General features: G+C 46.7%; 19 protein-coding genes and 20 tRNA genes. 29 read left to right on the top strand and 10 right to left on the bottom strand.

The window, feature by feature from the left end:
* Positions 1-432: 432 nt before the first annotated feature.
* A complete protein-coding gene (locus tag AC6I8Y_RS04200; RefSeq protein ID WP_498020821.1) occupies positions 433-846 on the top strand; it encodes a hypothetical protein in 414 nt (137 codons plus the stop codon).
* Positions 847-1,438: 592 nt separating this feature from the next.
* Here the strand turns inward: AC6I8Y_RS04200 and AC6I8Y_RS04195 are convergent.
* Positions 1,439-1,515, bottom strand: a tRNA-Pro gene (locus tag AC6I8Y_RS04195).
* Between the two features lie 351 nt (positions 1,516-1,866).
* Between AC6I8Y_RS04195 and AC6I8Y_RS04190 the strand changes: the two genes are divergently transcribed.
* The 3 genes from AC6I8Y_RS04190 to rluF all read left to right on the top strand — a co-directional run bounded on the left by AC6I8Y_RS04190 (position 1,867) and on the right by rluF (position 3,899).
* Entirely contained in the window at positions 1,867-2,007 is a 141-nt protein-coding gene (locus AC6I8Y_RS04190; protein ID WP_042473952.1) for a DUF3149 domain-containing protein, read from the top strand.
* Positions 2,008-2,148: 141 nt separating this feature from the next.
* Positions 2,149-2,730 carry a DNA endonuclease SmrA gene (smrA, locus tag AC6I8Y_RS04185; protein WP_042473948.1) on the top strand — a complete coding sequence of 194 codons (582 nt, stop codon included), beginning with the start codon at positions 2,149-2,151 and terminating at the stop codon, positions 2,728-2,730.
* 71 nt (positions 2,731-2,801) lie between these two features.
* Positions 2,802-3,899, top strand: coding sequence for a 23S rRNA pseudouridine(2604) synthase RluF (gene rluF / locus AC6I8Y_RS04180; RefSeq protein WP_042473946.1), 1,098 nt, complete (start codon positions 2,802-2,804; stop codon positions 3,897-3,899).
* Between the two features lie 18 nt (positions 3,900-3,917).
* Here rluF and ybaK read toward each other — a convergent pair whose 3' ends face one another.
* The 8 genes from ybaK to hemA all read right to left on the bottom strand — a co-directional run bounded on the left by ybaK (position 3,918) and on the right by hemA (position 11,876).
* The gene (gene ybaK / locus AC6I8Y_RS04175) at positions 3,918-4,394 is read right to left on the bottom strand and encodes a Cys-tRNA(Pro) deacylase (RefSeq protein ID WP_042473943.1); all 477 of its coding nucleotides are present in this window, start codon (positions 4,392-4,394) and stop codon (positions 3,918-3,920) included.
* A gap of 115 nt (positions 4,395-4,509) precedes the next feature.
* Positions 4,510-6,174: a bifunctional UDP-sugar hydrolase/5'-nucleotidase UshA gene (gene ushA, locus AC6I8Y_RS04170; protein ID WP_498020820.1), complete on the bottom strand. Its 1,665-nt coding sequence runs from the start codon at positions 6,172-6,174 to the stop codon at positions 4,510-4,512.
* Between the two features lie 373 nt (positions 6,175-6,547).
* On the bottom strand, positions 6,548-7,399 hold the full coding sequence (gene kdsA, locus AC6I8Y_RS04165; RefSeq protein WP_498020819.1) for a 3-deoxy-8-phosphooctulonate synthase: 852 nt from the start codon (positions 7,397-7,399) through the stop codon (positions 6,548-6,550).
* A gap of 17 nt (positions 7,400-7,416) precedes the next feature.
* Positions 7,417-8,226 (bottom strand): SirB1 family protein, encoded by an 810-nt coding sequence (locus tag AC6I8Y_RS04160; RefSeq protein WP_234494330.1) that lies wholly within the window; start codon positions 8,224-8,226, stop codon positions 7,417-7,419.
* 3 nt (positions 8,227-8,229) lie between these two features.
* Positions 8,230-8,613, bottom strand: a complete 384-nt coding sequence (locus AC6I8Y_RS04155; protein ID WP_234494331.1) for a SirB2 family protein — start codon at positions 8,611-8,613, stop codon at positions 8,230-8,232.
* 30 nt (positions 8,614-8,643) lie between these two features.
* Positions 8,644-9,498 (bottom strand): peptide chain release factor N(5)-glutamine methyltransferase, encoded by an 855-nt coding sequence (gene prmC, locus AC6I8Y_RS04150; RefSeq protein ID WP_498020818.1) that lies wholly within the window; start codon positions 9,496-9,498, stop codon positions 8,644-8,646.
* Between the two features lie 3 nt (positions 9,499-9,501).
* Complete coding sequence (prfA, locus tag AC6I8Y_RS04145) at positions 9,502-10,590, bottom strand: peptide chain release factor 1 (protein WP_498020817.1); 1,089 nt, start codon at positions 10,588-10,590, stop codon at positions 9,502-9,504.
* A gap of 26 nt (positions 10,591-10,616) precedes the next feature.
* Complete coding sequence (gene hemA / locus AC6I8Y_RS04140) at positions 10,617-11,876, bottom strand: glutamyl-tRNA reductase (RefSeq protein ID WP_498020816.1); 1,260 nt, start codon at positions 11,874-11,876, stop codon at positions 10,617-10,619.
* A gap of 172 nt (positions 11,877-12,048) precedes the next feature.
* Here hemA and lolB point away from each other — a divergent pair, with 172 nt between their 5' ends.
* The 25 genes from lolB (at position 12,049) to AC6I8Y_RS04015 (ending at position 20,618) form a co-directional block, all read left to right on the top strand.
* Entirely contained in the window at positions 12,049-12,669 is a 621-nt protein-coding gene (lolB, locus tag AC6I8Y_RS04135; protein ID WP_498020815.1) for a lipoprotein insertase outer membrane protein LolB, read from the top strand.
* 11 nt (positions 12,670-12,680) lie between these two features.
* Positions 12,681-13,553, top strand: a complete 873-nt coding sequence (gene ispE, locus AC6I8Y_RS04130; protein WP_498021432.1) for a 4-(cytidine 5'-diphospho)-2-C-methyl-D-erythritol kinase — start codon at positions 12,681-12,683, stop codon at positions 13,551-13,553.
* Positions 13,554-13,580: 27 nt separating this feature from the next.
* On the top strand, positions 13,581-14,531 hold the full coding sequence (locus AC6I8Y_RS04125; RefSeq protein ID WP_042473932.1) for a ribose-phosphate pyrophosphokinase: 951 nt from the start codon (positions 13,581-13,583) through the stop codon (positions 14,529-14,531).
* 120 nt (positions 14,532-14,651) lie between these two features.
* Positions 14,652-15,242 (top strand): aminoacyl-tRNA hydrolase, encoded by a 591-nt coding sequence (gene pth / locus AC6I8Y_RS04120; RefSeq protein ID WP_234494335.1) that lies wholly within the window; start codon positions 14,652-14,654, stop codon positions 15,240-15,242.
* 11 nt (positions 15,243-15,253) lie between these two features.
* Complete coding sequence (gene ychF, locus AC6I8Y_RS04115) at positions 15,254-16,345, top strand: redox-regulated ATPase YchF (protein WP_042473930.1); 1,092 nt, start codon at positions 15,254-15,256, stop codon at positions 16,343-16,345.
* 293 nt (positions 16,346-16,638) lie between these two features.
* A tRNA-Met gene (locus AC6I8Y_RS04110) sits at positions 16,639-16,715 on the top strand.
* Between the two features lie 38 nt (positions 16,716-16,753).
* Positions 16,754-16,838 (top strand) — tRNA-Leu (locus tag AC6I8Y_RS04105).
* 33 nt (positions 16,839-16,871) lie between these two features.
* Positions 16,872-16,946: transfer RNA gene (locus tag AC6I8Y_RS04100), tRNA-Gln, on the top strand.
* An 80-nt stretch (positions 16,947-17,026) separates the two neighbouring features.
* Positions 17,027-17,103 (top strand) — tRNA-Met (locus AC6I8Y_RS04095).
* 98 nt (positions 17,104-17,201) lie between these two features.
* A tRNA-Leu gene (locus AC6I8Y_RS04090) sits at positions 17,202-17,286 on the top strand.
* A gap of 36 nt (positions 17,287-17,322) precedes the next feature.
* Positions 17,323-17,397: transfer RNA gene (locus tag AC6I8Y_RS04085), tRNA-Gln, on the top strand.
* 84 nt (positions 17,398-17,481) lie between these two features.
* A tRNA-Leu gene (locus tag AC6I8Y_RS04080) sits at positions 17,482-17,566 on the top strand.
* Between the two features lie 38 nt (positions 17,567-17,604).
* Positions 17,605-17,681 (top strand) — tRNA-Met (locus AC6I8Y_RS04075).
* Positions 17,682-17,765: 84 nt separating this feature from the next.
* A tRNA-Leu gene (locus tag AC6I8Y_RS04070) sits at positions 17,766-17,850 on the top strand.
* Between the two features lie 36 nt (positions 17,851-17,886).
* A tRNA-Gln gene (locus tag AC6I8Y_RS04065) sits at positions 17,887-17,961 on the top strand.
* Positions 17,962-18,044: 83 nt separating this feature from the next.
* Positions 18,045-18,129: transfer RNA gene (locus tag AC6I8Y_RS04060), tRNA-Leu, on the top strand.
* A gap of 36 nt (positions 18,130-18,165) precedes the next feature.
* Positions 18,166-18,240: transfer RNA gene (locus AC6I8Y_RS04055), tRNA-Gln, on the top strand.
* A gap of 163 nt (positions 18,241-18,403) precedes the next feature.
* Positions 18,404-18,488, top strand: a tRNA-Leu gene (locus tag AC6I8Y_RS04050).
* A 36-nt stretch (positions 18,489-18,524) separates the two neighbouring features.
* A tRNA-Gln gene (locus AC6I8Y_RS04045) sits at positions 18,525-18,599 on the top strand.
* Between the two features lie 84 nt (positions 18,600-18,683).
* A tRNA-Leu gene (locus AC6I8Y_RS04040) sits at positions 18,684-18,768 on the top strand.
* A 36-nt stretch (positions 18,769-18,804) separates the two neighbouring features.
* Positions 18,805-18,879, top strand: a tRNA-Gln gene (locus AC6I8Y_RS04035).
* A 163-nt stretch (positions 18,880-19,042) separates the two neighbouring features.
* Positions 19,043-19,127: transfer RNA gene (locus AC6I8Y_RS04030), tRNA-Leu, on the top strand.
* Positions 19,128-19,165: 38 nt separating this feature from the next.
* A tRNA-Met gene (locus AC6I8Y_RS04025) sits at positions 19,166-19,242 on the top strand.
* A 79-nt stretch (positions 19,243-19,321) separates the two neighbouring features.
* Positions 19,322-19,406 (top strand) — tRNA-Leu (locus tag AC6I8Y_RS04020).
* A 189-nt stretch (positions 19,407-19,595) separates the two neighbouring features.
* Positions 19,596-20,618: a lactonase family protein gene (locus AC6I8Y_RS04015; protein WP_498020814.1), complete on the top strand. Its 1,023-nt coding sequence runs from the start codon at positions 19,596-19,598 to the stop codon at positions 20,616-20,618.
* A 6-nt stretch (positions 20,619-20,624) separates the two neighbouring features.
* Here AC6I8Y_RS04015 and AC6I8Y_RS04010 read toward each other — a convergent pair whose 3' ends face one another.
* Complete coding sequence (locus AC6I8Y_RS04010) at positions 20,625-21,779, bottom strand: 2-octaprenyl-3-methyl-6-methoxy-1,4-benzoquinol hydroxylase (RefSeq protein WP_498020813.1); 1,155 nt, start codon at positions 21,777-21,779, stop codon at positions 20,625-20,627.
* Positions 21,780-21,864: the final 85 nt, after the last annotated feature.

The following is a 21,864-nucleotide window of genomic DNA, read 5'->3' as shown; positions in this document are numbered from 1 at the left end:
TAACCCACTGATCTTACGCGTTGATTTGACATGGCATTTGACCATGTATGAATGGGCACCTATTAATCATACAAATGACAATTAATCATACAAATAGACCAAAGTCTATGATTTTAAATAGGAACCTATACGGCAAGTACAACGAGCCATCAGCAAGTAAGCTGCATGTGTGACTCGTGTCACAGTGGTAGAACAAATCTAAATTGAGAAATTTTGGCGCTCTCAGGGGGTCCCCCGATTGGGAGATTTACAAATAGGAGCAAAACTGACCTCAGTATAACCCTACTCATACAAAGGTCAAATAAACCCACTAAATGTGTGACAATAGAACATCAGAGCGTCTTTATCGATGGCGTAAAATGGTAAATGGTGCCGCTCCACAATTGATACCTTAGCCCTGTCAGCAAGAACAACGCCAAGAGGAATCAATTTATGAAAATGCTTAAAGATATCGCTATCAGCTCTGTTATCACGACTATCGTAATGTTGCTACTCAACGCTTCTTGGGATTGGGTTTTCATCGCGAGCCTGGAAGTGGCGGTACTCGCCTCGGTTGTCCTTGCGAGTATGCTGAAAGGGGCTATCTCACTAGAGAAAGTGATGGCATCGCACTTTCTAACCCATAAAACACTACCAAAACTGAAACGAGGTGTTTCGTCATACATTATTTTGGTGGGCTCTAAGTTTGTCGCAATGGCTGTTATTGCCCTTCTGTTTGGTCAGCATGTTGCATTTACTGGTGCGTTTGGTGGTGTGGTTGCTTTCTTCGCAATTATCTTTGCGGTGTTGGGTGTGGAAGGTGTTATTGGTAAGGTAATGGCACGCCGTGAGGTTGTTGCTGCTTAAGCTTTTAGCGTCACATCGCCTGATTTTAGTCATCGCCGCGCAATGGGCTTTTTGCTCCTCCCCTTACCAAGGGGAGGTTGGGAGGGGTGAATGCGGTGAACTGTCAACGCGCTCGAAGCAACAGTGAGCTTATTGCACAGAGAAAGGCACTGAAACCATTAATCGCTTTGAATTAACCGCATTTTACCCCCTCTAGCTCCCCCTATATTAGGGGGAGAACCAAGGCTAGCTCCTATCGTCGCATCGCCTATTTATAGTTAGCAGAGCGCTGCAAGCGTAGTGCTCCTCCCCTTGCTAAGGGGAGGCTGGGAGGGGTGAATGCGGTGAACTGTCAATGAGCTCGGAACCAAAGTGAACTTATTGCTTAGAGAAAGGTACTGAAACCATTACCCGCTGTGACTTCACCGCATTTTACCCCCTCTAACTCCCCCTATATTAGGGGGAGAACCGTAGCCTAGCTCCTAGCGTCGCATCGCCTATTTTATAACTGGCGCAGCGCAGTGAGCGTTGTACAAACCGGGCACATCGTTTACAAAATTACTTTTCGCCAAAACGCAAAAAGCCTCGCTAAATAGCGAGGCTTTTTTAAAAGTGGTCGGTGAAGAGGGATTCGAACCCCCGACCCTCTGGTCCCAAACCAGATGCGCTACCAAGCTGCGCTATTCACCGAAAATGTTTGTTAGGTATTCGCTTCACCAAGGGTCGCCCTCTGGTCCCACTATTCCTAACCTCAGGATGCGCTACCAAGCTGCGCTATTCACCGAGATTGCTGCGTGGCTTATTGCCCGTCAACGGATGCGTATATTACTGATAATTCTCAGGCACGCAAGGCTTTTGTAGCATCTTTTTTCCAAAACAGTTCTGTTTGCTCATCAACTAGCCAGAAGCACGAAAAATGTGACCGTATACACACACTCACATACAGGTTATTAACACTCCGAGTACAATTGATCCAGATCAGTGTTCACTTTTAAACCAACCGTTAACGTAACCCTGTCATCACTACTTTTTGGAGGAAACATGGATTTTTGGCTTGATCTCCTATTTGGTAATGCAGTAGGCCTCTCTTCAATGATCGTTATCTTTGGAGCGTTTGGTTTAATGCTGTTTTACGGTGCTTTCTTCATTTATAAGGTAATGAATGACAAATCTCCTCACTAGAATCGCTTAGCTTCTATTTTTTGAATAGAAAACTGCTATGCACCGGAGTGGATCGCCTGTTCACTCCGGTTTTTTATTGCTCTCACTTTTTGCTCGACTTCGTATATACTCCAAATAAATTGGCTTATTCGAGATGCAGTTATGTCTCAAGACGATGATCTAGACCTATTTCAACAAATGATGGGCGATGTAAAGCCTATTCAAAACGACACCGTCGAATTAAAAAAGTCCCACCAAGTATCTGACTCGCAACTGGCAAAACGTCAGGCTGCGCTGTGGCTCTCTGAACAAGATCCTGAATACCTCTCTATCGATTTCGCCCCTATGGTGAAGCCCGATGACATCATAGAGTTCAAACGTGACGGCGTTCAGGAAGGGGTTTACCGAAAACTTCGACTTGGTAAATATCCTCTACAGGCAAAACTCGACTTACACCGCCGCACTCTCAAAGAAGCGCGTGATGAGGTCATTAAGTTCTTGCAACAATGCATGCGAATGGACATTCGAACCGTCATCATAGTCCATGGCCGTGGTGAACGTTCTAATCCGCCTGCTTTGATGAAAAGTTACTTGGCTAACTGGCTGACTCAGATTAAGGATGTACAGTGTGTTCACAGTGCTCAGCGCTTTCATGGCGGCAGTGGTGCTGTCTATGTCATGCTTAGAAAGAGCCAAGAGAAGAAGCTTGAAAACCGCGAACGTCATCAAAAACGCATGAGTTAAGTGACTTAACGCCAAGTTGGGTATAAAATACGCGACCTTTAAATCAGACCAACATAGAGTGATTACTTCGCATGTCGAACTCTGCTGACGGAAAACGTCTCAACAAATACATCAGTGAAACGGGCTTTTGCTCGCGTCGTGAAGCGGATAGGCTCATTGAGCAACAACGCGTGACGATTAACGGCAAGGTACCAGAAATGGGCACTAAGGTTATGCCGGGTGATAATGTTGAGATTGATGGCAAGCCAGTTCGCAGTAAAGAGAAACCAATCTATATCGCTCTGAATAAGCCGACAGGCATCACGTGTACGACAGAGCGTGACGTCCCTGGAAACATCGTTGACTTCGTGGGCCACCACAAGCGCATCTTTCCTATCGGTCGCCTGGACAAGCCATCTGATGGTCTAATTTTCTTGACCAATGATGGCGATATCGTCAATAAAATCCTGCGCGCTGGTAATAACCACGAGAAAGAGTACGTAGTTCGTGTCGACAAGCCAATCACCAAGGACTTCATCAAGAAGATGGGCGCTGGTGTCGCTATCTTGGATACGGTGACTCTGCCGTGTAAGGTCGAGCAAGAAACCAAGTTCTCATTTCGTATTACGCTAACGCAGGGGCTTAACCGTCAGATCCGTCGTATGTGTGAAGCTTTGGGTTATGACGTTCTTAAGCTGCGCCGTGTGCGTATCATGAATATCTCAATCGATGGGATCCCGAACGGAAAATGGCGCTACCTCTCTGATGAAGAAGTTGCCGAGATCCTGCGTATGTGTGAAGGCTCCGTCAGCACTGAAGAAGCCTCTCGTAAAGATGCAAAAGGTCGCCACATAACTAAGGCAACGGATGCAAAACTGCATGATGCGCGCCGCGAGGCCAAACGTGACAAAGAGCGTGAAGGTAAGCGCGACAAGATGAAGACCTATTCTGGTCATGGCGCGGATGAGTACCGCCGTGGTCCTAGCAAACGTCGCCACTCAGACTCAGAGAATGGTCGTAATGAGGGCAGCCGAGGTGGCAAGCCTGGTCAGCGTAAGCCAAACCAATCAGGTAATAAGTCTCGCCCTTCAAAGCCAAACAACAAGCGACCAGTGAACCCTAAAGCGGGACAGTCTGATTCGGGGCAACGTAAGCCACGTGTTGGTGGAACCCTATCTCTGAAAAAGTAAGCGGCATAATAACCGCTGTTAGGCCTCACAGAGATTAACAAACTTAGCTCGAGTTAGCGCTGCCAAATCGGATGGTGCTAGCTCAATCTCCAATCCCCTTTTGCCCGCACTCACACACATGGTATCGCGGTCTTGTGCCGTGCTATGAATAAACGTTGGCAGTGCTTTTTTCTGCCCTAGTGGACTAATGCCTCCAAGCACGTATCCCGTCGTCTTCTGAGCAATGTCTTTGTCTGCCATATCTGCTTTTTTGCCACCAGCCGCCTTGGCTGCAAGTTTCAGATTCAGTTTTTCTTCAACAGGTATGACGGCAACCGCTAGATTTTTGGGCTCACCGTTAATGGCGAACAGCAGCGTTTTGAAGACACTTTCTGGATCTTGCCCTAACGCCTCGACCGCTTCCAGTCCATAGCTTTCATGGCGTGGGTCATGATCATATTGATGCACGGTGTGGGTGATTTTCTTCTTCTTTGCCAGATTGATTGCTGGTGTCATTGCCTACTCCAAAATGCACGACGTGGCGAGCCTATGCTTACTCGGCTTACTCGCAAAACGAAAAAACGGTGCCAATTGGCACCGCTCTATTTATCGAATAAAAACCCGTTAATGTCTAGTTCTTATAGACAATTTCGCCTTTAGGCTGGTACTTATTCACATCGATCGGGCTATTTGCTTCTAGGTAATCTTTCAATACTTCAGCATCGACAAAGCCCGTGTTTACGTGACCAGGGTGACCTGTTAGTTTCGGATAGCCGTCACCTCCCGCTGCGTTAAAGCTCGGTACCGTGAAGCGGTAAGTGGCTTTCGGGTCGAGTGCTTTGCCGTTGATAACCACGTCAGAAACTTGGTCCTTATCGACCGTCATTGAAATACCAGAGAACTGCGCATAGGCACCTGAATCAACAGGTTTTGTTGCTACAACATTCAGATAATCAAGAACTTCTGCACCTGTCATGTCAGTGTAGGTGATGATGTTGCCAAATGGCTGAACAATCAGCACGTCTTTGTACGTCACATCGCCTTCTGCGATTGAGTCACGTACACCGCCTGAGTTCATCACCGCGAAATCGGCTTTAGCACGCTCCATGTGAGCGGTACCAATTAGACGACCTAGATTGGTTTGGCTAAAGCGAACCACATTACGGTCACCTTCTAGCTTGCCATTGGTTTCACCAATCTTAGCACCGAGTTGCTCCTGACCTTTTTCTTGGAATGGAGTCAAGAACGCCAGCAGTTCTGCATCTTGCTTGATCTCATCTTCAACAAGAACACGCTGTTTCTTACCATCTACTTTGACTTTCTTCTTCAGGTTCACTGGAATAAGGTCATAGCTCACCATATTCAGCTCGCCATTTTTGAACTCATAGTCGGCACGACCGACATATTTGCCCCACTCGTACGCTTGAACAATCCAAGTACCATTTTGGATATCTGGTTTACACTCGTCGCTTGGCTTGAAGTTCTTCTTCACGACGTTTGGACCTTCCATACATACAGGCTCTTGAGAGTGACCACCAACGATCATATCGAGGTCGCCTTCGTTCAAGTAGCGAGCAAGCGCAACGTCACCCGGTGCGTTCACACCACGCTGACCGTTCTCGTAGTGCCCCATGTGAGTTACCGCGAAAATAAGATCGGGTTTTTCTGTTTCTTTAAGCTCTGCAATCAGTTTTTTAGCTTCTACTTTCGGGTCGCGGAACTCAATACCACCGATGTACTCAGGGTTGCCGATTTTCGCCGTGTCTTCAGTCGTTAGACCGATAACCGCAATTTTGATGCCTTGCTTATCAAACATGTGGTAAGCATCGAACAAACGCTCACCGGTCTTCTTGTCATAAATATTGGCAGACAGCATTGGGAAGTTCGCCCACTCTTTCTGCTTAAACAGTACTTCCAGCGGGTTATCGAACTCATGGTTACCCAATGCCATCGCATCGTAACCAATCATGCTCATGCCTTTAAAGTCCGGTTCTGCATCCTGAAGGTCAGACTCAGGAACACCCGTATTGATATCACCACCTGACAGCAGTAATACGCTGCCACCTTCCGCTTCTACATCAGCACGAATCTGGTCAATCAGCGTTTTACGCGCTGCCATACCATACTCGCCGTATTTGTTTTGCCAGAAGCGACCGTGATGGTCATTGGTATGAAGAATCGTTAGCTTATAAGTCTCATCAGCATTCCATTCTTGCTCTGGTTGAGTTGCGCATCCTGCTAATGACGCGATGATAGCCGCGCTTAGCACGGACTTAAACATAAGGCTTTTTTTCATTGTCATACCTTTAATTTTTTGGGAACCACTGCCTTGAGCATATTGGGTTTGCTCATATTTTGCCGATCTGTTGTGTTGTAAGACTAAGAAAAACATCGACAAAATTTGCGTTAGTTTAAAGTAAGCGTTTAAACATAACATTACGATTTCACTTTTATGTAATCTATATCACAAGTTGATATACATCAGCTGGCATTATTATCAGTAATGTAATTACGCGCTATGAAACTGTAATAGATAGCAGAAGAATAGTGGTAGATATTCAGTGGCTGGAAGGTGTTTTTTCTGCGAAGAAACGATTGCTCAACACAAATAGTGAACATAAAAAAGCCAGCTGAATTCAAGCTGGCTTTTGACTAGGTAACGTTAGAACCTATTTGACATCGATGTGCTCAAAGCCTTTAATCAGGTCATCGAGTGCCTTCATCTGCGCTAGGAATGGTTCTAGTTTATCCAATGGTAATGCAGAAGGGCCGTCACATAGTGCTTTATCTGGATTTGGGTGAGCCTCAATAAACAGACCTGCAATGCCAGTCGCCAAACCCGCTTTTGCAAGTTCTACAGTCTGCTCGCGGCGACCGCCAGAAGCCGCACCTGAAGGATCACGCATCTGAAGCGAGTGAGTCACGTCAAAGATGATTGGGCTGCCATTTGATGCTTTTTTCATTACACCGAAACCAAGCATATCAACCACTAGGTTATCGTAGCCATGGCATGAGCCACGCTCACAAAGAATAATGTTGTCGTTGCCACATTCTGCAAACTTGTCAACGATGTTGCCAACTTGACCTGGGCTCATGAACTGAGGCTTCTTAACGTTAATAACCGCACCCGTTTTAGCCATCGCCTCAACAAGATCAGTTTGACGAGCTAGGAACGCAGGTAGCTGAATAACATCAACCACATCCGCTACTGGCTGTGCTTGCGCTTCGGTATGAACATCGGTAATGATTTTCACGCCAAACGTATCTTTTAGCTCTTGGAAGATTTTCATACCTTCTTCCAAGCCTGGGCCTCGGTAAGAATGAACTGAGCTACGGTTCGCCTTATCGAAAGACGCTTTGAAAACGTAAGGAATGCCAAGTTTCTCAGTAACCTTCACATAGTGCTCACAGATCTGCATCGCAAGATCGCGTGATTCCAATACGTTCATACCCGCGAACAGCGTAAAAGGCTTGTCGTTCGCGACTGGGATATCACCCACGTGTACAGTTTTCATTTCCATGTTGTTATTCTCTGAGTTTAGTGAAGAGTCACAGGGGTGCGGCTGATAGCTGACACCTGCGTTTTCAATAATTCGATAGCTGGGTCATCGGGACATTGATCGATGAAGTACTGAAAATCGCTCGCCGCTATTTGATGGCAATCCAGCTGTTGGTAAATATAGCCACGATCGCGGATTTCATAAGGATCGTCTGGAACAAAGGTTAATGCAAGATCAGTACAACGCAGTGCGAGCGTGTACTTTTCTTCACGCAATAGCGCGCTCTTAAGCAGCGCCAACCAGCGACCAATTACCGTTGGGTTATCGACCGTTTCTAGGTGTTTAGCCTCTAGCTTTGCCAAAGGACCTTCATGGCCAATTAGCCAAGCTTGCAGGCGCTTTTTACTGACGTATTCACCATCATAAGGATTGATGTATACCGGCGCCTCATTTGGCCAACAAACCTTGACCAAGAATTGCGTTGGGAATGTCACCGCTTCCAGCGGCAAGCCAAGCTTGTGACCAAGGTAGAGCAAGATCGAGCCTAGGCTAACAGGTACACCCTTTCGACGCTCAAGCACCTTATCAATGAAGGCGTTATCCGACGAGAAGTACTCGTCGTGGTCACCTTTAAATTGCCATTCGGTGTAAAACAATCTTAGTAGCGAGTCGAGTCGCTGCTTATCATTTCTTTCATGGAACAGCTGTTGCTCAGCTTCTTCTGCAAGCCTAGCCAATTCTAGTTCGGCCCAATGCTGATCCGTTTCTGGATCCACTGCTTTGTTTAAGATCAGTGCACCTTCTGCTAACTCAATCGCATCAAAATCTTCATCAAACAGTTCAATCATGGTTTACCCCATAAGGAATGGCGTTTTCAGCATGGCAATCTTCGCAGCCATCATGAGCCATCCCAGCGCGCCAAAGAAGGCACACGTTCTTAATAATTTGTTCTTTGCTAGCTTTATAGTGAAAAAGGCCAAGGCAAAGTAAGCCAGTATGCAGGTCACCTTTTCCGTCATCCACGGTGCTGCGTCCGTGAATGGAACAAACCCTGTGTATGCAATCAAGCCAAAGCCTGACAGCAACAAAAGAGAGTCATTAATGTGTGGGAAACGCTTTAGAAATGGCAGATTCACCTTTGGTGAATTCGCCATGAGCAACCCGTATCGCACAGTTAACAAGGCGACAGAAATCGCTATCGTCAAAAGGTGAAAATGCTTTAATCCTTCATACATGTTGGCGTCTCTCTTACTTTCTTTTCGTTATTATTGGTGCCACTTTCCAAGTGTCACTCTATCATTGCTTGCGTAGTCTTTCTCTGTGATGACCTCAGTAAAGCCGTTCGTTTCTAGTATGTTTCTAACCGCCTCACCTTGTTCAAACCCGTGTTCGAACAACAACCAGCCACCATCAAGCAAGTAATTGGGTGCTTGTGCACTTATGGTTTCTATATCGGCCAAACCGTTGTTTTCTGCAACCAAAGCTGACGATGGTTCAAAACGAACATCCCCTTGAGAAAGATGGGGGTCATTTTCGTCAATATAAGGGGGATTAGAAACAATTATGGCGAACTTGTGAGCTGCATCAATCGGCTCAAACCAGCTTCCTTGGGAAAAACTTGCATTAGAAATATCAAGCTTCTTAGCATTACCTGTCGCCAACTCCACCGCATGCTCTTGGTAATCAACACCTTTTACGCGGCGTTTCGGCAGTTCAGAAGCTAAGGCTAAAGCGATTGCGCCGGTTCCCGTCCCTAAATCCAACAGGTCTCCGTCAATCTGCATCGCTTTATCCAATGCCAATTCAACAAGACGCTCGGTATCAGGTCTTGGAATCAATGTGCTTGGAGCAACGTTAAGTGATAGGGACCAGAACTCTCGCTCACCTAGAATATAGGCAACGGGCTCGCCTTTGGTTCTTCGAGACAACAGCTCATCGAACGCAATTTGCTCTGACTCGGTCAGCGGTTTCTCTGGCCACGTCATGAGATAGCTGCGAGGCCTACCTAACGCGTGGCAAAGCAGCACTGCGGCATCAAGGCTTGGTGATTCGCTGCTGGTCTCAGAAAGAACAAGCGATGCTCGTTTGAGCACCGCTTCTATCGACATATCTAACGACATGAATTAGTTGTTCTCTGCAAGTGCTGCGAGCTGATCAGCTTGGTGCTCTTGAAGTACTGGGTCGATAAGGCTTGCCAAATCACCTTCCATCACTTCGTTCAAACGGTAGAGCGTTAAGTTGATACGGTGGTCCGATACGCGGCCTTGCGGGTAGTTGTAAGTACGAATACGGTCACTACGGTCACCAGAACCTAGTAGGTTACGACGAGCATCCGAAACTTCAGCTGCGCGGCGTGCTTCTTCTGCTTGCACAATACGTGCTGCTAGCACAGCCATCGCTTTCGCTTTGTTCTTATGCTGTGAACGCTCATCCTGACACTCAACCACAGTACCTGTTGGCAAGTGAGTAATACGAATTGCAGAATCCGTGGTGTTAACGTGCTGACCACCCGCGCCAGATGCACGGAAGGTATCGATCTTAAGATCTGCGGCTTTGATTTCTGGTAGGTCGGCTTCTGGGATCTCAGGCATGACAGCAACAGTACATGCTGACGTATGTACACGGCCTTGAGACTCAGTTTCTGGGACACGCTGTACGCGGTGACCACCAGATTCGAACTTCATTGTACCGTAGACAGAATCACCCGATACTTTTGCGATCATCTCTTTGTAACCGCCTTGCTCAGACTCGTTGCAGCTCATTACCTCAACGCGCCAGCCTTTCTTCTCGGCAAATTTAGAGTACATACGGAAAAGGTTGCCCGCGAAGATACCCGCTTCGTCGCCACCCGCGCCAGCACGGATTTCTAGGAAACAGTTGCGTTCATCGTTTGGATCTTTTGGCAGCAGAAGAATTTGTAGCTCATCCGTCAGGTTTTCGATCGACGCTTTCGCTTCTTTGATCTCTTCTTGAGCCATTTCGCGCATCTCAGCGTCATCTTCTTTTGCCATTTCTTCCGCAGCTTCAAGATCGTCTTGCGCTTGCTGGTAGGCTTGGAAACACTTAGTCACTTCTTCAAGCTGAGAGTACTCTTTAGAAAGAGCGCGGAACTTGTCTTGGTCACCGATAACACCAGGGTCACCAAGTAGATGTTGAACTTCTTCGTAGCGTTCAACAAGAGTTTCCAATTTTACTAAAATGGAGGCTTTCATAATTGCGTCTTTTCTCGGGGTGAGGCTTATTTCGTTTGGTCTAAACCCAAACTCTGTCTGATAACCGTGAGTTTCGCAGGGTCACCCTGCTCTGCGGCATCTTGCAGCGCTTTGGTCGGCGCATGAATAAGCTTGTTTGTTAATCTATTACTGAGCTCTAGCAGCACTTTCTCTGGGTCTCCCCCTGCGGCTAGCGCTTGTAAGCTTTTAGATAGTATATCTTGTCTGGTGTCATTCGCCTGTTTGCGATACTGCCGAATACTATCAACGGCCTGCAGAGAACGCATCCAAGACATAAACTGCGCGCTCTCTTCACTAACGATGGCTTCCGCTTGAATCGCTTCTACTTTTCGCTGTTCGATATTGCTATCAACAATAGACTGCAAATCATCAACAGTATAAAGGTAGGCATCGTTCAGTTCGCCAACTTGCGATTCGATATCGCGCGGCACGGCAATGTCGATAAGAAGCATAGGTTGATAGCGACGCTTCTTAATCGCGGTTTCAACCATGCCCTTACCAATAATCGGTAATGGACTGGCCGTGGAGCTGATCACAATGTCGGCTTTTGGCAACACTTCCGGAATATCATTAAGTGCAATCACCTCAGCACCAAACTGAGAAGCCAACACTTCAGCTCGCTCTTTGGTACGGTTGGCAACGATCATCTTCTTGCACCCTTGCCCTTCTAAGTGCTTGGCAACCAGTTCAATCGTCTCGCCAGCGCCCACTAGCAGAACCGTGGAATCAGCTAACGACTCAAAAATCTGTCTCGCAAGTGTGGTAGCGGCATAGGCCACAGAAACGGCACTGCCACCAATTTCCGTTTCGGTACGCACTCGCTTAGCTACAGAGAACGTCTTTTGAAACAGCTTCTCTATGCCACCTTCTACCGACTGGTGATCACGAGCATCACTGTACGCCTGTTTTACCTGCCCTAAGATTTGCGGCTCGCCCAATACAAGCGAATCAAGACCACAGGAGACTCGCATCAAATGCTTGATAGCAGCCTGCTCTTCATAGACATAGAGCGAGGGTTTGAGCTCTTCAGCAGGTACGTCGTGAAAACGAACCAACCAATCGATCAGTTGCGACTTATTGGTATCACCAGTGTCACAATAGATTTCGGTACGGTTACAGGTCGAGAGAATTACAGAACCATTGACTTTGGTATTGTCTCTCAGCTCATTCAGTGCTCGGTCGAGTTTTTCAGGTGGGAACGCCACCTTCTCTCTCAGATCCACTGACGCTGTATTGTGGTTAATACCAATAGCAAGCAATGACATGTAACGCGAATTCTCTGATACGGATTTGACAAATAGGGCAGAATTTTACTTGATGGCACCATTTATTGAAAGTCTCTGACCAATATGTTTTCCTGAGTTTGTGGGATTGATGCTATAGTCTTTCAATATTGTATTGAATTTGAACAATAATCCATCACGTAAGTAGTTTCCTATGACCAGACTTTATCGTCGCCTCTTTTATACGTTCACAGCACTATTTTTGATTGGTTGTAGCACTTTGCCACCTGAGCCTCAAAGTGTCGAATGGCAAGCTCACCGCCAGCAACTTGAATCACTTACCCAATATACCGCCAATGGCAAGCTCGGTTATATTTCTCCTGAACAGCGCCAAACGCTCAATTTCCATTGGACATATTCCGCCAATTTGACTCAAGTGCGTTTAACCACTTTTTTAGGTCAGACAGTGTTTAACCTCACCTCAACACCCAACGGTGCGTTTATCGAAACCTATGATGACCAGAAACTATCCGGCCAAGACGCCAATCTACTTATCTATCAGTTAACTGGGCTCAATATCCCTATCGAGCAACTCGCTGCTTGGCTCATCGGCCTTCCAACGAATGCAGACACTTATCAGCTTAATGACCTTAATACAGTGGCAAGCCTTTCCAAAGAACTCAATCATAAGACTTGGGCGCTTAACTACACTGAATATCGAGCATTCAATGTCGAAGACACTGAGCGCACCCTGCCAATGCCAACTCGAATGCAATTGGTGCAAGACGACACTAAGCTCAACCTCGTTGTATCTAAATGGACCATCAAACAGTGACCGAACGCAACATGATCACCGAAACCACCACGTGGCCAAGCCCAGCCAAGCTCAACCTATTTCTATACATCACAGGCAGACAGCCTAATGGTTACCACGAACTTCAAACCTTATTTCAGTTTATTGACCTATGTGACTCATTAGAGATCACGGCGAACAACAGCGGTGAGATCACCTTATCTCCCGACATTGAAGGTGTCGCAACGCAAGACAACTTAATCTGGAAGGCCGCTACCGCCCTTCAAGCCAAGGCAGAGTGCTCTTTTGGTGCGCACATTAAGCTGGATAAAATTCTGCCAATGGGAGGAGGCATCGGCGGCGGCTCTTCTAATGCCGCTACGGTGCTTGTTGCGCTCAACTTTTTGTGGCAAACCGGTTTAAATAGCGACGATCTTGCTGAAATAGGCCTTGCGCTTGGCGCGGATGTGCCTGTGTTTGTGCGTGGATTCGCCGCATTTGCAGAGGGTGTTGGTGAGAAGCTATCTTCTGCTGAACCAGTTGAGAATTGGTATCTGGTCGTGAAGCCAAAAGTCAGCATCGCAACTGTCGATATCTTTACTCACCCCGATCTGACAAGAAATACGCCAAAGCGAGAGCTAGCAACGCTTTTGGAGAGCCCTCACGTAAACGATTGCGAAAAAATTGTACGAATGCTCTATCCAGAGGTTGATAACCAACTTTCTTGGCTGCTACAATACGCGCCGTCAAGATTGACGGGGACAGGATCTTGTGTGTTTTCCGAGTTTAATAGCAAAGAAAATGCCGAGAAAGTCCTTGAAATGCTTCCTGACACCGTCTCCGCTTTTGTGGCGAAAGGGTGCAACCGCTCTCCTTTGTTAGAGACCCTGGCTAACTATGAATTAGCCCATTTACAATCTGTTTAAACTGGACGCAACCCTGAGGTTTCCACCGTGCCTGATATGAAGCTATTTGCTGGTAACGCAACACCTGAACTAGCCCAACGTATTGCTGACCGTCTATACATCTCTCTAGGAGATGCTACTGTTGACCGTTTCTCTGACGGCGAAGTCGCTGTTCAAATCAACGAGAACGTTCGTGGTAGTGATGTATTCATCATTCAGTCAACTTGTGCGCCAACTAACGACAACCTAATGGAGTTAGTGGTAATGATTGATGCAATGCGCCGCGCTTCAGCAGGCCGTATTACTGCTGTTATTCCTTACTTTGGTTACGCTCGTCAAGACCGTCGTGTACGTTCTGCACGTGTACCAATCACTGCAAAAGTTGTTGCAGACTTCCTTTCAAACGTTGGCGTTGACCGCGTTCTTACTATCGACCTACACGCAGAGCAGATTCAAGGCTTCTTCGATGTACCTGTAGATAACATCTTCGGTACTCCAGTGCTTCTTGAAGACATGGCTGAGCGTGGTCTTGAAGATCCAGTTGTTGTTTCTCCTGACCTTGGTGGTGTTGTTCGTGCTCGTGCTACTGCTAAAGCACTAGGCGATATCGATATCGCAATCGTCGACAAGCGTCGTCCACGTGCTAACGTATCTGAAGTGATGAACCTAATCGGTGATGTTGAAGGTCGCGACTGTGTGATCGTTGATGACATGATCGATACTGGTGGCACGCTATGTAAAGCTGCAGAAGCGCTTAAAGAGCGCGGTGCTAAGCGTGTATTCGCTTACGCAACTCACGCAGTATTCTCTGGTAACGCAGCGAAGAACATCAAGAACTCTGTTCTAGACCAAGTTATCGTGACTGACTCTATCACGCTATCTAAAGAGATGGCTGCGACTGGTAAAGTTACTCAGCTAACTCTATCTAGCATGCTTGCTGAAGCTATTCGTCGCATCAGCAACGAAGAGTCTATCTCTGCGATGTTTACTTCAAAGTAATCCGCGTCTAGAAATGAAAAAACCACTTCCTATCGAAGTGGTTTTTTTGTATTCACATTTTTTGTGCCAATTTAGTGTGCTATCATACCGCGCTTTTGAGATTCAAGAGAGATCTTAACGTTGACTCAGCAGATAAAATTGCTTGTAGGCCTTGCCAACCCTGGACCTGAATACGCTCGCACGCGTCACAATGCCGGTGCTTGGGTGGTAGAGGAACTCGCTCGTATCCACAATGTCACTTTGAAAAACGAACCAAAGTTCTTCGGTCTCACAGGACGAATTCTGGTGAATGGCAGTGACTTAAGACTGTTAATCCCGACCACATTTATGAACCTATCTGGCAAGGCTATCGCTGCATTGGCGAAGTTTTACCAGATCAAACCTGAAGAGATCATGGTCGCTCACGATGAGCTAGACTTACCTCCAGGCGTTGCCAAGTTCAAAAAAGCGGGCGGTCACGGCGGTCATAATGGTTTAAAAGACACCATTAGCAAGCTGGGCAACAATAAAGAATTTTATCGTCTAAGGATTGGCATTGGCCACCCTGGACACAAAGACAAAGTAGCAGGTTATGTACTCGGTAAAGCACCAGCAAAAGAGCAAGAATGCCTTGATGCTGTTGTCGATGAATCCGTACGCAGTCTCGACATCTTACTCAAAGATGGCCTGACAAAAGCACAAAATCGCTTACACACCTTCAAAGCTGAATAAGGTTTACAATCATGGGTTTTAAATGTGGCATCGTTGGTCTACCAAACGTAGGTAAGTCAACTCTGTTTAACGCACTGACTAAAGCTGGTATCGAAGCAGCAAACTTCCCGTTCTGTACTATCGAACCAAACACAGGCGTGGTACCTGTGCCAGATCTACGCCTAGACGCGCTGGCGAAAATTGTTAATCCACAAAAGATCCTTCCAACAACTATGGAATTTGTGGACATCGCTGGTCTTGTTGCTGGTGCTTCTAAAGGTGAAGGCCTAGGTAACAAATTCCTGGCTAACATCCGTGAAACTGACGCTATCGGTCACGTAGTTCGCTGTTTTGAGAACGAAAACATCGTTCACGTTGCGGGTAAAGTATCGCCAATCGAAGATATCGAAGTGATCAACCTAGAGCTAGCGCTTGCTGACCTAGATTCTTGTGAGCGCGCAATTCAGCGTAACGCTAAGAAAGCAAAAGGCGGCGACAAAGACGCGAAGTTCGAGCTAACAGTACTTGAAAAACTACTGCCGGTTCTTACTGAAGGTGGCATGGCACGTACTGTTGATCTTGCGAAAGAAGAGCTGGCAGCTGTTGGTTACCTAAACTTCCTGACTCTTAAACCAACCATGTACATCGCAAACGTGAATGAAGATGGTTTTGAAAACAACCCTTACCTTGATGCGGTACGTGAGTACGCAGAGAAAGAAAACAACGTGGTGGTTGCGGTTTGTGCATCTATCGAATCTGAGCTTTCTGAGCTAGACGACGAAGATCGCGAAGAGTTCCTAGCAGATATGGGCATTGAAGAGCCAGGCCTTAACCGAGTGATCCGCTCTGGTTATGAGCTTCTAACGCTACAAACCTACTTCACTGCTGGCGTTAAAGAAGTGCGTGCATGGACTATCCCTGTTGGTGCAACTGCGCCGCAAGCGGCAGGTAAGATCCACACTGACTTCGAAAAAGGCTTCATCCGCGCAGAAGTCGTTGGTTATGACGACTTCATCCAGTACAACGGCGAGTCTGGTGCAAAAGATGCAGGTAAATGGCGCCTAGAAGGGAAAGAATACATCGTTAAAGATGGTGATGTAGTTCACTTCCGCTTCAACGTATAATTACGACGCACTCGTTATTGTTTAAAAAGCCAGCAACTGCTGGCTTTTGTTGTTTTACAAGGTCTATCAACTCACAATAAACGCCTACTACAAAGCAAATAGACCCTCGCGAAATCGGCAATTATCTAGCAGATTTAGATCAGAAACAGAGCGGTTTGATTAAAAAAAACTCGAACGGCACTTTTTCGCTAATTTCTTCGCAAAATAAGTTGACGCATCAGATTCAACTCCGCATAATGCGCCCCGTTCTCAGCGATAAGGCAACTTTCAAAGAGAATCAACAATATGGAAATGGCTACGTAGCTCAGCTGGTTAGAGCACATCACTCATAATGATGGGGTCACAGGTTCGAATCCCGTCGTAGCCACCATTTCCTAAATGCTCTTTTTAGAGTCTTTAGGAAATAATGCGGAAGTGGCGGAATTGGTAGACGCACCAGATTTAGGTTCTGGCGCCGCAAGGTGTGAGAGTTCAAGTCTCTCCTTCCGCACCATTATTGTTGAACAACGTTTTCGTTGTTATCTGCAGGGCTATCGCCAAGCGGTAAGGCAGCGGCTTTTGATGCCGCCATTCCCTGGTTCGAATCCAGGTAGCCCTGCCACTTTTAAAGTGGCAAGTTTTTTTGAAAAAAACCTTGGCACATGAGACGAGTTTGTATTATATTCTCTCGCTCTCAAGAGTGGCTACGTAGCTCAGCTGGTTAGAGCACATCACTCATAATGATGGGGTCACAGGTTCGAATCCCGTCGTAGCCACCATTTATTACAACTTGCAGGTTCGCCTTCAAGTACAACGTTAAGATTTAGTTTTACCAATTACTCTCTTAACTATAAATTCTCTTAGAAATAAGAGCGTTGCGGAAGTGGCGGAATTGGTAGACGCACCAGATTTAGGTTCTGGCGCCGCAAGGTGTGAGAGTTCAAGTCTCTCCTTCCGCACCATCTTTTAGATAATAACGTTTACTCGTTGTTTTCTGCAGGGCTATCGCCAAGCGGTAAGGCAGCGGCTTTTGATGCCGCCATTCCCTGGTTCGAATCCAGGTAGCCCTGCCACTATTTAAGTGGCTCTGATTTAAAATCAGGTTACAACGTTAAGATTGAGTTTTACCAATTACTCTCTTAACCATAAGTTTTGTTGCGGAAGTGGCGGAATTGGTAGACGCACCAGATTTAGGTTCTGGCGCCGCAAGGTGTGAGAGTTCAAGTCTCTCCTTCCGCACCATCTTTCTTTTGAAAGAACATACGGCGAAAGCCTCGAGTGGCTACGTAGCTCAGCTGGTTAGAGCACATCACTCATAATGATGGGGTCACAGGTTCGAATCCCGTCGTAGCCACCATTTATTATAACTTGCAGGTTCGCCTTCAAGTACAACGTTAAGGTTGAGTTTTACCAATTGCTCTCTTAACTACAAAGTTTTGTTGCGGAAGTGGCGGAATTGGTAGACGCACCAGATTTAGGTTCTGGCGCCGCAAGGTGTGAGAGTTCAAGTCTCTCCTTCCGCACCATCTTTTAGATAATAACGTTTACTCGTTGTTTTCTGCAGGGCTATCGCCAAGCGGTAAGGCAGCGGCTTTTGATGCCGCCATTCCCTGGTTCGAATCCAGGTAGCCCTGCCACTATTTAAGTGGCTCTGACATTGCTCAGGTTACAACGTTAAGATCGAGTTTTACCAATTACTCTCTTAACTATAAGTTTTGTTGCGGAAGTGGCGGAATTGGTAGACGCACCAGATTTAGGTTCTGGCGCCGCAAGGTGTGAGAGTTCAAGTCTCTCCTTCCGCACCATCTTTTAGATAATAACGTTTATTCGTTGTTTTCTGCAGGGCTATCGCCAAGCGGTAAGGCAGCGGCTTTTGATGCCGCCATTCCCTGGTTCGAATCCAGGTAGCCCTGCCACTATTTAAAGTGGCGCGATAGAGAAGCGGCTTTTGATGCCCCATCTATTGTCCCTGGTTCGGCTCTAGTTAGCCCACCACTATTTAAGTGGCTCTGATTCAAAATCAGGTTACAACGTTAAGATCGAGTTTTACCAATTACTCTCTTAACTATAAGTTTTGTTGCGGAAGTGGCGGAATTGGTAGACGCACCAGATTTAGGTTCTGGCGCCGCAAGGTGTGAGAGTTCAAGTCTCTCCTTCCGCACCATCTTTTAGATAATAACGTTTACTCGTTGTTTTCTGCAGGGCTATCGCCAAGCGGTAAGGCAGCGGCTTTTGATGCCGCCATTCCCTGGTTCGAATCCAGGTAGCCCTGCCACTATTTAAGTGGCTCTGATTTAAAATCAGGTTACAACGTTAAGATTGAGTTTTACCAATTACTCTCTTAACCATAAGTTTTGTTGCGGAAGTGGCGGAATTGGTAGACGCACCAGATTTAGGTTCTGGCGCCGCAAGGTGTGAGAGTTCAAGTCTCTCCTTCCGCACCATCTTTTAGATAATAACGTTTACTCGTTGTTTTCTGCAGGGCTATCGCCAAGCGGTAAGGCAGCGGCTTTTGATGCCGCCATTCCCTGGTTCGAATCCAGGTAGCCCTGCCACTATTTAAAGTGGCGCGATAGAGAAGCGGCTTTTGATGCCCCATCTATTGCCCCTGGTTCGGCTCTAGTTAGCCCACCACTATTCAAGTGGCACTGATTAAAAATCAGGTTACAACGTTAAGATCGAGTTTTACCAATTACTCTCTTAACCCTAAGTTTTGTTGCGGAAGTGGCGGAATTGGTAGACGCACCAGATTTAGGTTCTGGCGCCGCAAGGTGTGAGAGTTCAAGTCTCTCCTTCCGCACCATCTTTCTTTTGAAAGAATAAATGGCGAAAGCCTCGAGTGGCTACGTAGCTCAGCTGGTTAGAGCACATCACTCATAATGATGGGGTCACAGGTTCGAATCCCGTCGTAGCCACCATTTATTTTGTAAGTTATACTTACGACACAACGTTGAGATTGAGTTTTACCAATTACTCTCTTAACTATGAAGATTTGTTGCGGAAGTGGCGGAATTGGTAGACGCACCAGATTTAGGTTCTGGCGCCGCAAGGTGTGAGAGTTCAAGTCTCTCCTTCCGCACCATTACAAGAAAGGCTCGTCATTTGACGAGCCTTTTTCTTGCCAATTGTTTACTCTTTTTCAATAAGCGAGTCGTCTAATTTCTGTAGAGTCATATGTTTCGCAACACTCCTCACAGATTTCTTTCCTGATACTACCTTTATTGCACAACCCCAGAGATGCTTAGCAAACCTGTTACTCTTGGGAATCAAAGTGAAATCTCTACCTTTCAATATCCTCGTTGGTCAATACTCAGATCCTCACCATTTGGGCTTTTGTGCCCTAACACTGACTTCAGAGGGTCAACTGGCCCAGCAGACTAAGCTAACGAATATTTGTGATGCTTCTTACCTCGTAAAAACCGAGTCTGGTATTTATGTTGTCTCTGAACAATATCAGCAAGATGGTGCTGCACTTTATTTTGTTAACCATAAAGGTGTGATCCTTCAACGGATCGCGCTAGAGGGGGACGCCCCCTGTCACATTGCAATATCAAAAGACCTAAACTTGATTGCCGTTGCCCATTACGGTACAGGTAATTTCGAACTGTTCAGGCTCACATCAAATGGCATGATTGAGGATAGAATCTCCACTATCACCAATAAAGGCCACGGTCCGCACCCTGATAGACAGTTGGCTCCTCACGGGCATCAAGTCGCGTTTATACCAAACTGCTCTGTGTTCATAACGGTGGACCTTGGTATCGACATGCTCACGTTTTATGAGCAGCACAATGAGGAACTTGAGGAGCTGCAACGACTAGAGTTGCCACCAGGCTCGGGGCCAAGGCATGCCACCTTTAGCTGCGATGGAAGAATTGGATTTGTCCTATGTGAACTCGATGAATCATTAGTAGTGATTCGACGAAATAGGGATAAGCGATGGGAGGTAATTGCAAACCAAGCAGGCTTTCCAGAGCAAAAATGTCATGAGGCAGCCGCGGCGATAAAACTCTCTGCCGATCAACGCTACCTGTATCTTACAAGTCGAGGAGAGTCGATAATTTCCTGGTTTGACGTCTCCGAACCAACGAACCCAGTCTACCAAGGTCACGTCAGCTCTGGTGGCGATTTCCCGCGAGATCTCTCACTCTCTTCCGATGGTAAGTGGCTGATTACTGCTAATCAGCACTCTCACAGTGTGGGCCTGTTTAGTTTGAATCACGAAACAGGCCAGCCAACACTTGTATCAAGGATAGATAATATCGCTGCGCCTGCATGTATTGTGGTGGACTGATACTCGCTACTTAAGACCAATCGCGTACTTCAGCACCTGTTGCTTTATCGGGCCTGAGTGCTCTGCAATCTTGAGCAGAGCATTTCGAGCAAATGCAACGGGGGGTAGAGTGTTGCTAAAGCCTTTGTAAAAGACATCCATCCCTGTTTGCATCAACAAGTTATCAGGGCGACGCAAGCGCTCGTAGCGAACCAGCGCTTCATCATTGACGCCCTTTGACTCAAAACACTCAAGCAGTGTCTCAACATCTTTAAAGCCAAGATTCACTCCCTGCCCGGCAAGCGGATTAATCGTATGAGCCGCATCACCGACGATGACACAACCCTGTTTGTGGTAATGTTGTGCATGACGACGAGTCAGTGGGAATGAGCCATGCTGTAGCACCTTTATTGACCCAAGCTCTTTAGGGAAATGCGTGATTATTTCTTGCTCTAATTGAGCAGGAGTCATGGCTTTTAACTGCCTGATACGCTTGGGAGAATCATACCAAACTAACGAACCCTGATTGCCACACAACGGCAGAAACGATCGAGGTCCTGAAGTGGTAAACCATTGCCAGGTGATATCTTGCTGCGGCAGCTCCGTCTCGACATTAATCAACATGCACTCTTGACGGTAATCCCACGCAGTAATACCGATTCCCGCCGCGCTACGAACTCGTGAATTCGCACCGTCAGCCCCCACCACTAAGCCTGCATTAATTACACGCCCAGACTCCAACGTAATGGTGGAATTGCTTGAACTGAGCTCTAAACTCTCAACGCTATCTCCTTCAATGACTTTGAGGTTATCAAAGCGCTCGAATTGTGCCCAAAGTCCTAGCTGTATGAGACGATTCTCTACAATGTAGCCAAGCTGAGGCAGAGCAAGCTCCTTGGCAATGAATCGAATACGACAGGTATCTGCTTCCCACGTTTCTAGCCGCGCATACGGACAGACGCGCATCGCCTGTATCTCCTGCCAGGCATCTAAAGAGTCTAATAAGTCGACTGAGCGGTGAGAAATAGCTGAGACACGCAAATCCATTGGTTGACTGGAATCAAACGTCTTGGGTGTAAACTTCTCTATTACAGCGACGGAGCGCCCCTGCTTAGCAAGACCAAGAGCCAACGCTGCGCCGACCATGCCACCGCCTACTACTGCTATTTCAAACTGTTCCATCGTCTTATTACTGTCTTAAAATCAATATGTTCTCATTGTACGTAGCCACATACGAAAGCGCGAGTATTTTCCCGACCAAATCCCT

The organism is Vibrio sp. KUL78 (genome assembly GCF_059725505.1).
Note: the sequence above shows the minus strand (reverse complement) of the source record. Positions and strands in the feature narration are given on the sequence as shown.

Coding starts and splice junctions, on each gene's coding strand:
- AC6I8Y_RS04200 (WP_498020821.1), top strand. CDS start 433: ATGAAAATGCTTAAAGATATCGCTATCAGCTCTGTTATCACGACTATC.
- AC6I8Y_RS04190 (WP_042473952.1), top strand. CDS start 1,867: ATGGATTTTTGGCTTGATCTCCTATTTGGTAATGCAGTAGGCCTCTCT.
- smrA (WP_042473948.1), top strand. CDS start 2,149: ATGTCTCAAGACGATGATCTAGACCTATTTCAACAAATGATGGGCGAT.
- rluF (WP_042473946.1), top strand. CDS start 2,802: ATGTCGAACTCTGCTGACGGAAAACGTCTCAACAAATACATCAGTGAA.
- ybaK (WP_042473943.1), bottom strand. CDS start 4,394: ATGACACCAGCAATCAATCTGGCAAAGAAGAAGAAAATCACCCACACC.
- ushA (WP_498020820.1), bottom strand. CDS start 6,174: ATGAAAAAAAGCCTTATGTTTAAGTCCGTGCTAAGCGCGGCTATCATC.
- kdsA (WP_498020819.1), bottom strand. CDS start 7,399: ATGGAAATGAAAACTGTACACGTGGGTGATATCCCAGTCGCGAACGAC.
- AC6I8Y_RS04160 (WP_234494330.1), bottom strand. CDS start 8,226: ATGATTGAACTGTTTGATGAAGATTTTGATGCGATTGAGTTAGCAGAA.
- AC6I8Y_RS04155 (WP_234494331.1), bottom strand. CDS start 8,613: ATGTATGAAGGATTAAAGCATTTTCACCTTTTGACGATAGCGATTTCT.
- prmC (WP_498020818.1), bottom strand. CDS start 9,498: ATGTCGTTAGATATGTCGATAGAAGCGGTGCTCAAACGAGCATCGCTT.
- prfA (WP_498020817.1), bottom strand. CDS start 10,590: ATGAAAGCCTCCATTTTAGTAAAATTGGAAACTCTTGTTGAACGCTAC.
- hemA (WP_498020816.1), bottom strand. CDS start 11,876: ATGTCATTGCTTGCTATTGGTATTAACCACAATACAGCGTCAGTGGAT.
- lolB (WP_498020815.1), top strand. CDS start 12,049: ATGACCAGACTTTATCGTCGCCTCTTTTATACGTTCACAGCACTATTT.
- ispE (WP_498021432.1), top strand. CDS start 12,681: ATGATCACCGAAACCACCACGTGGCCAAGCCCAGCCAAGCTCAACCTA.
- ychF (WP_042473930.1), top strand. CDS start 15,254: ATGGGTTTTAAATGTGGCATCGTTGGTCTACCAAACGTAGGTAAGTCA.
- AC6I8Y_RS04010 (WP_498020813.1), bottom strand. CDS start 21,779: ATGGAACAGTTTGAAATAGCAGTAGTAGGCGGTGGCATGGTCGGCGCA.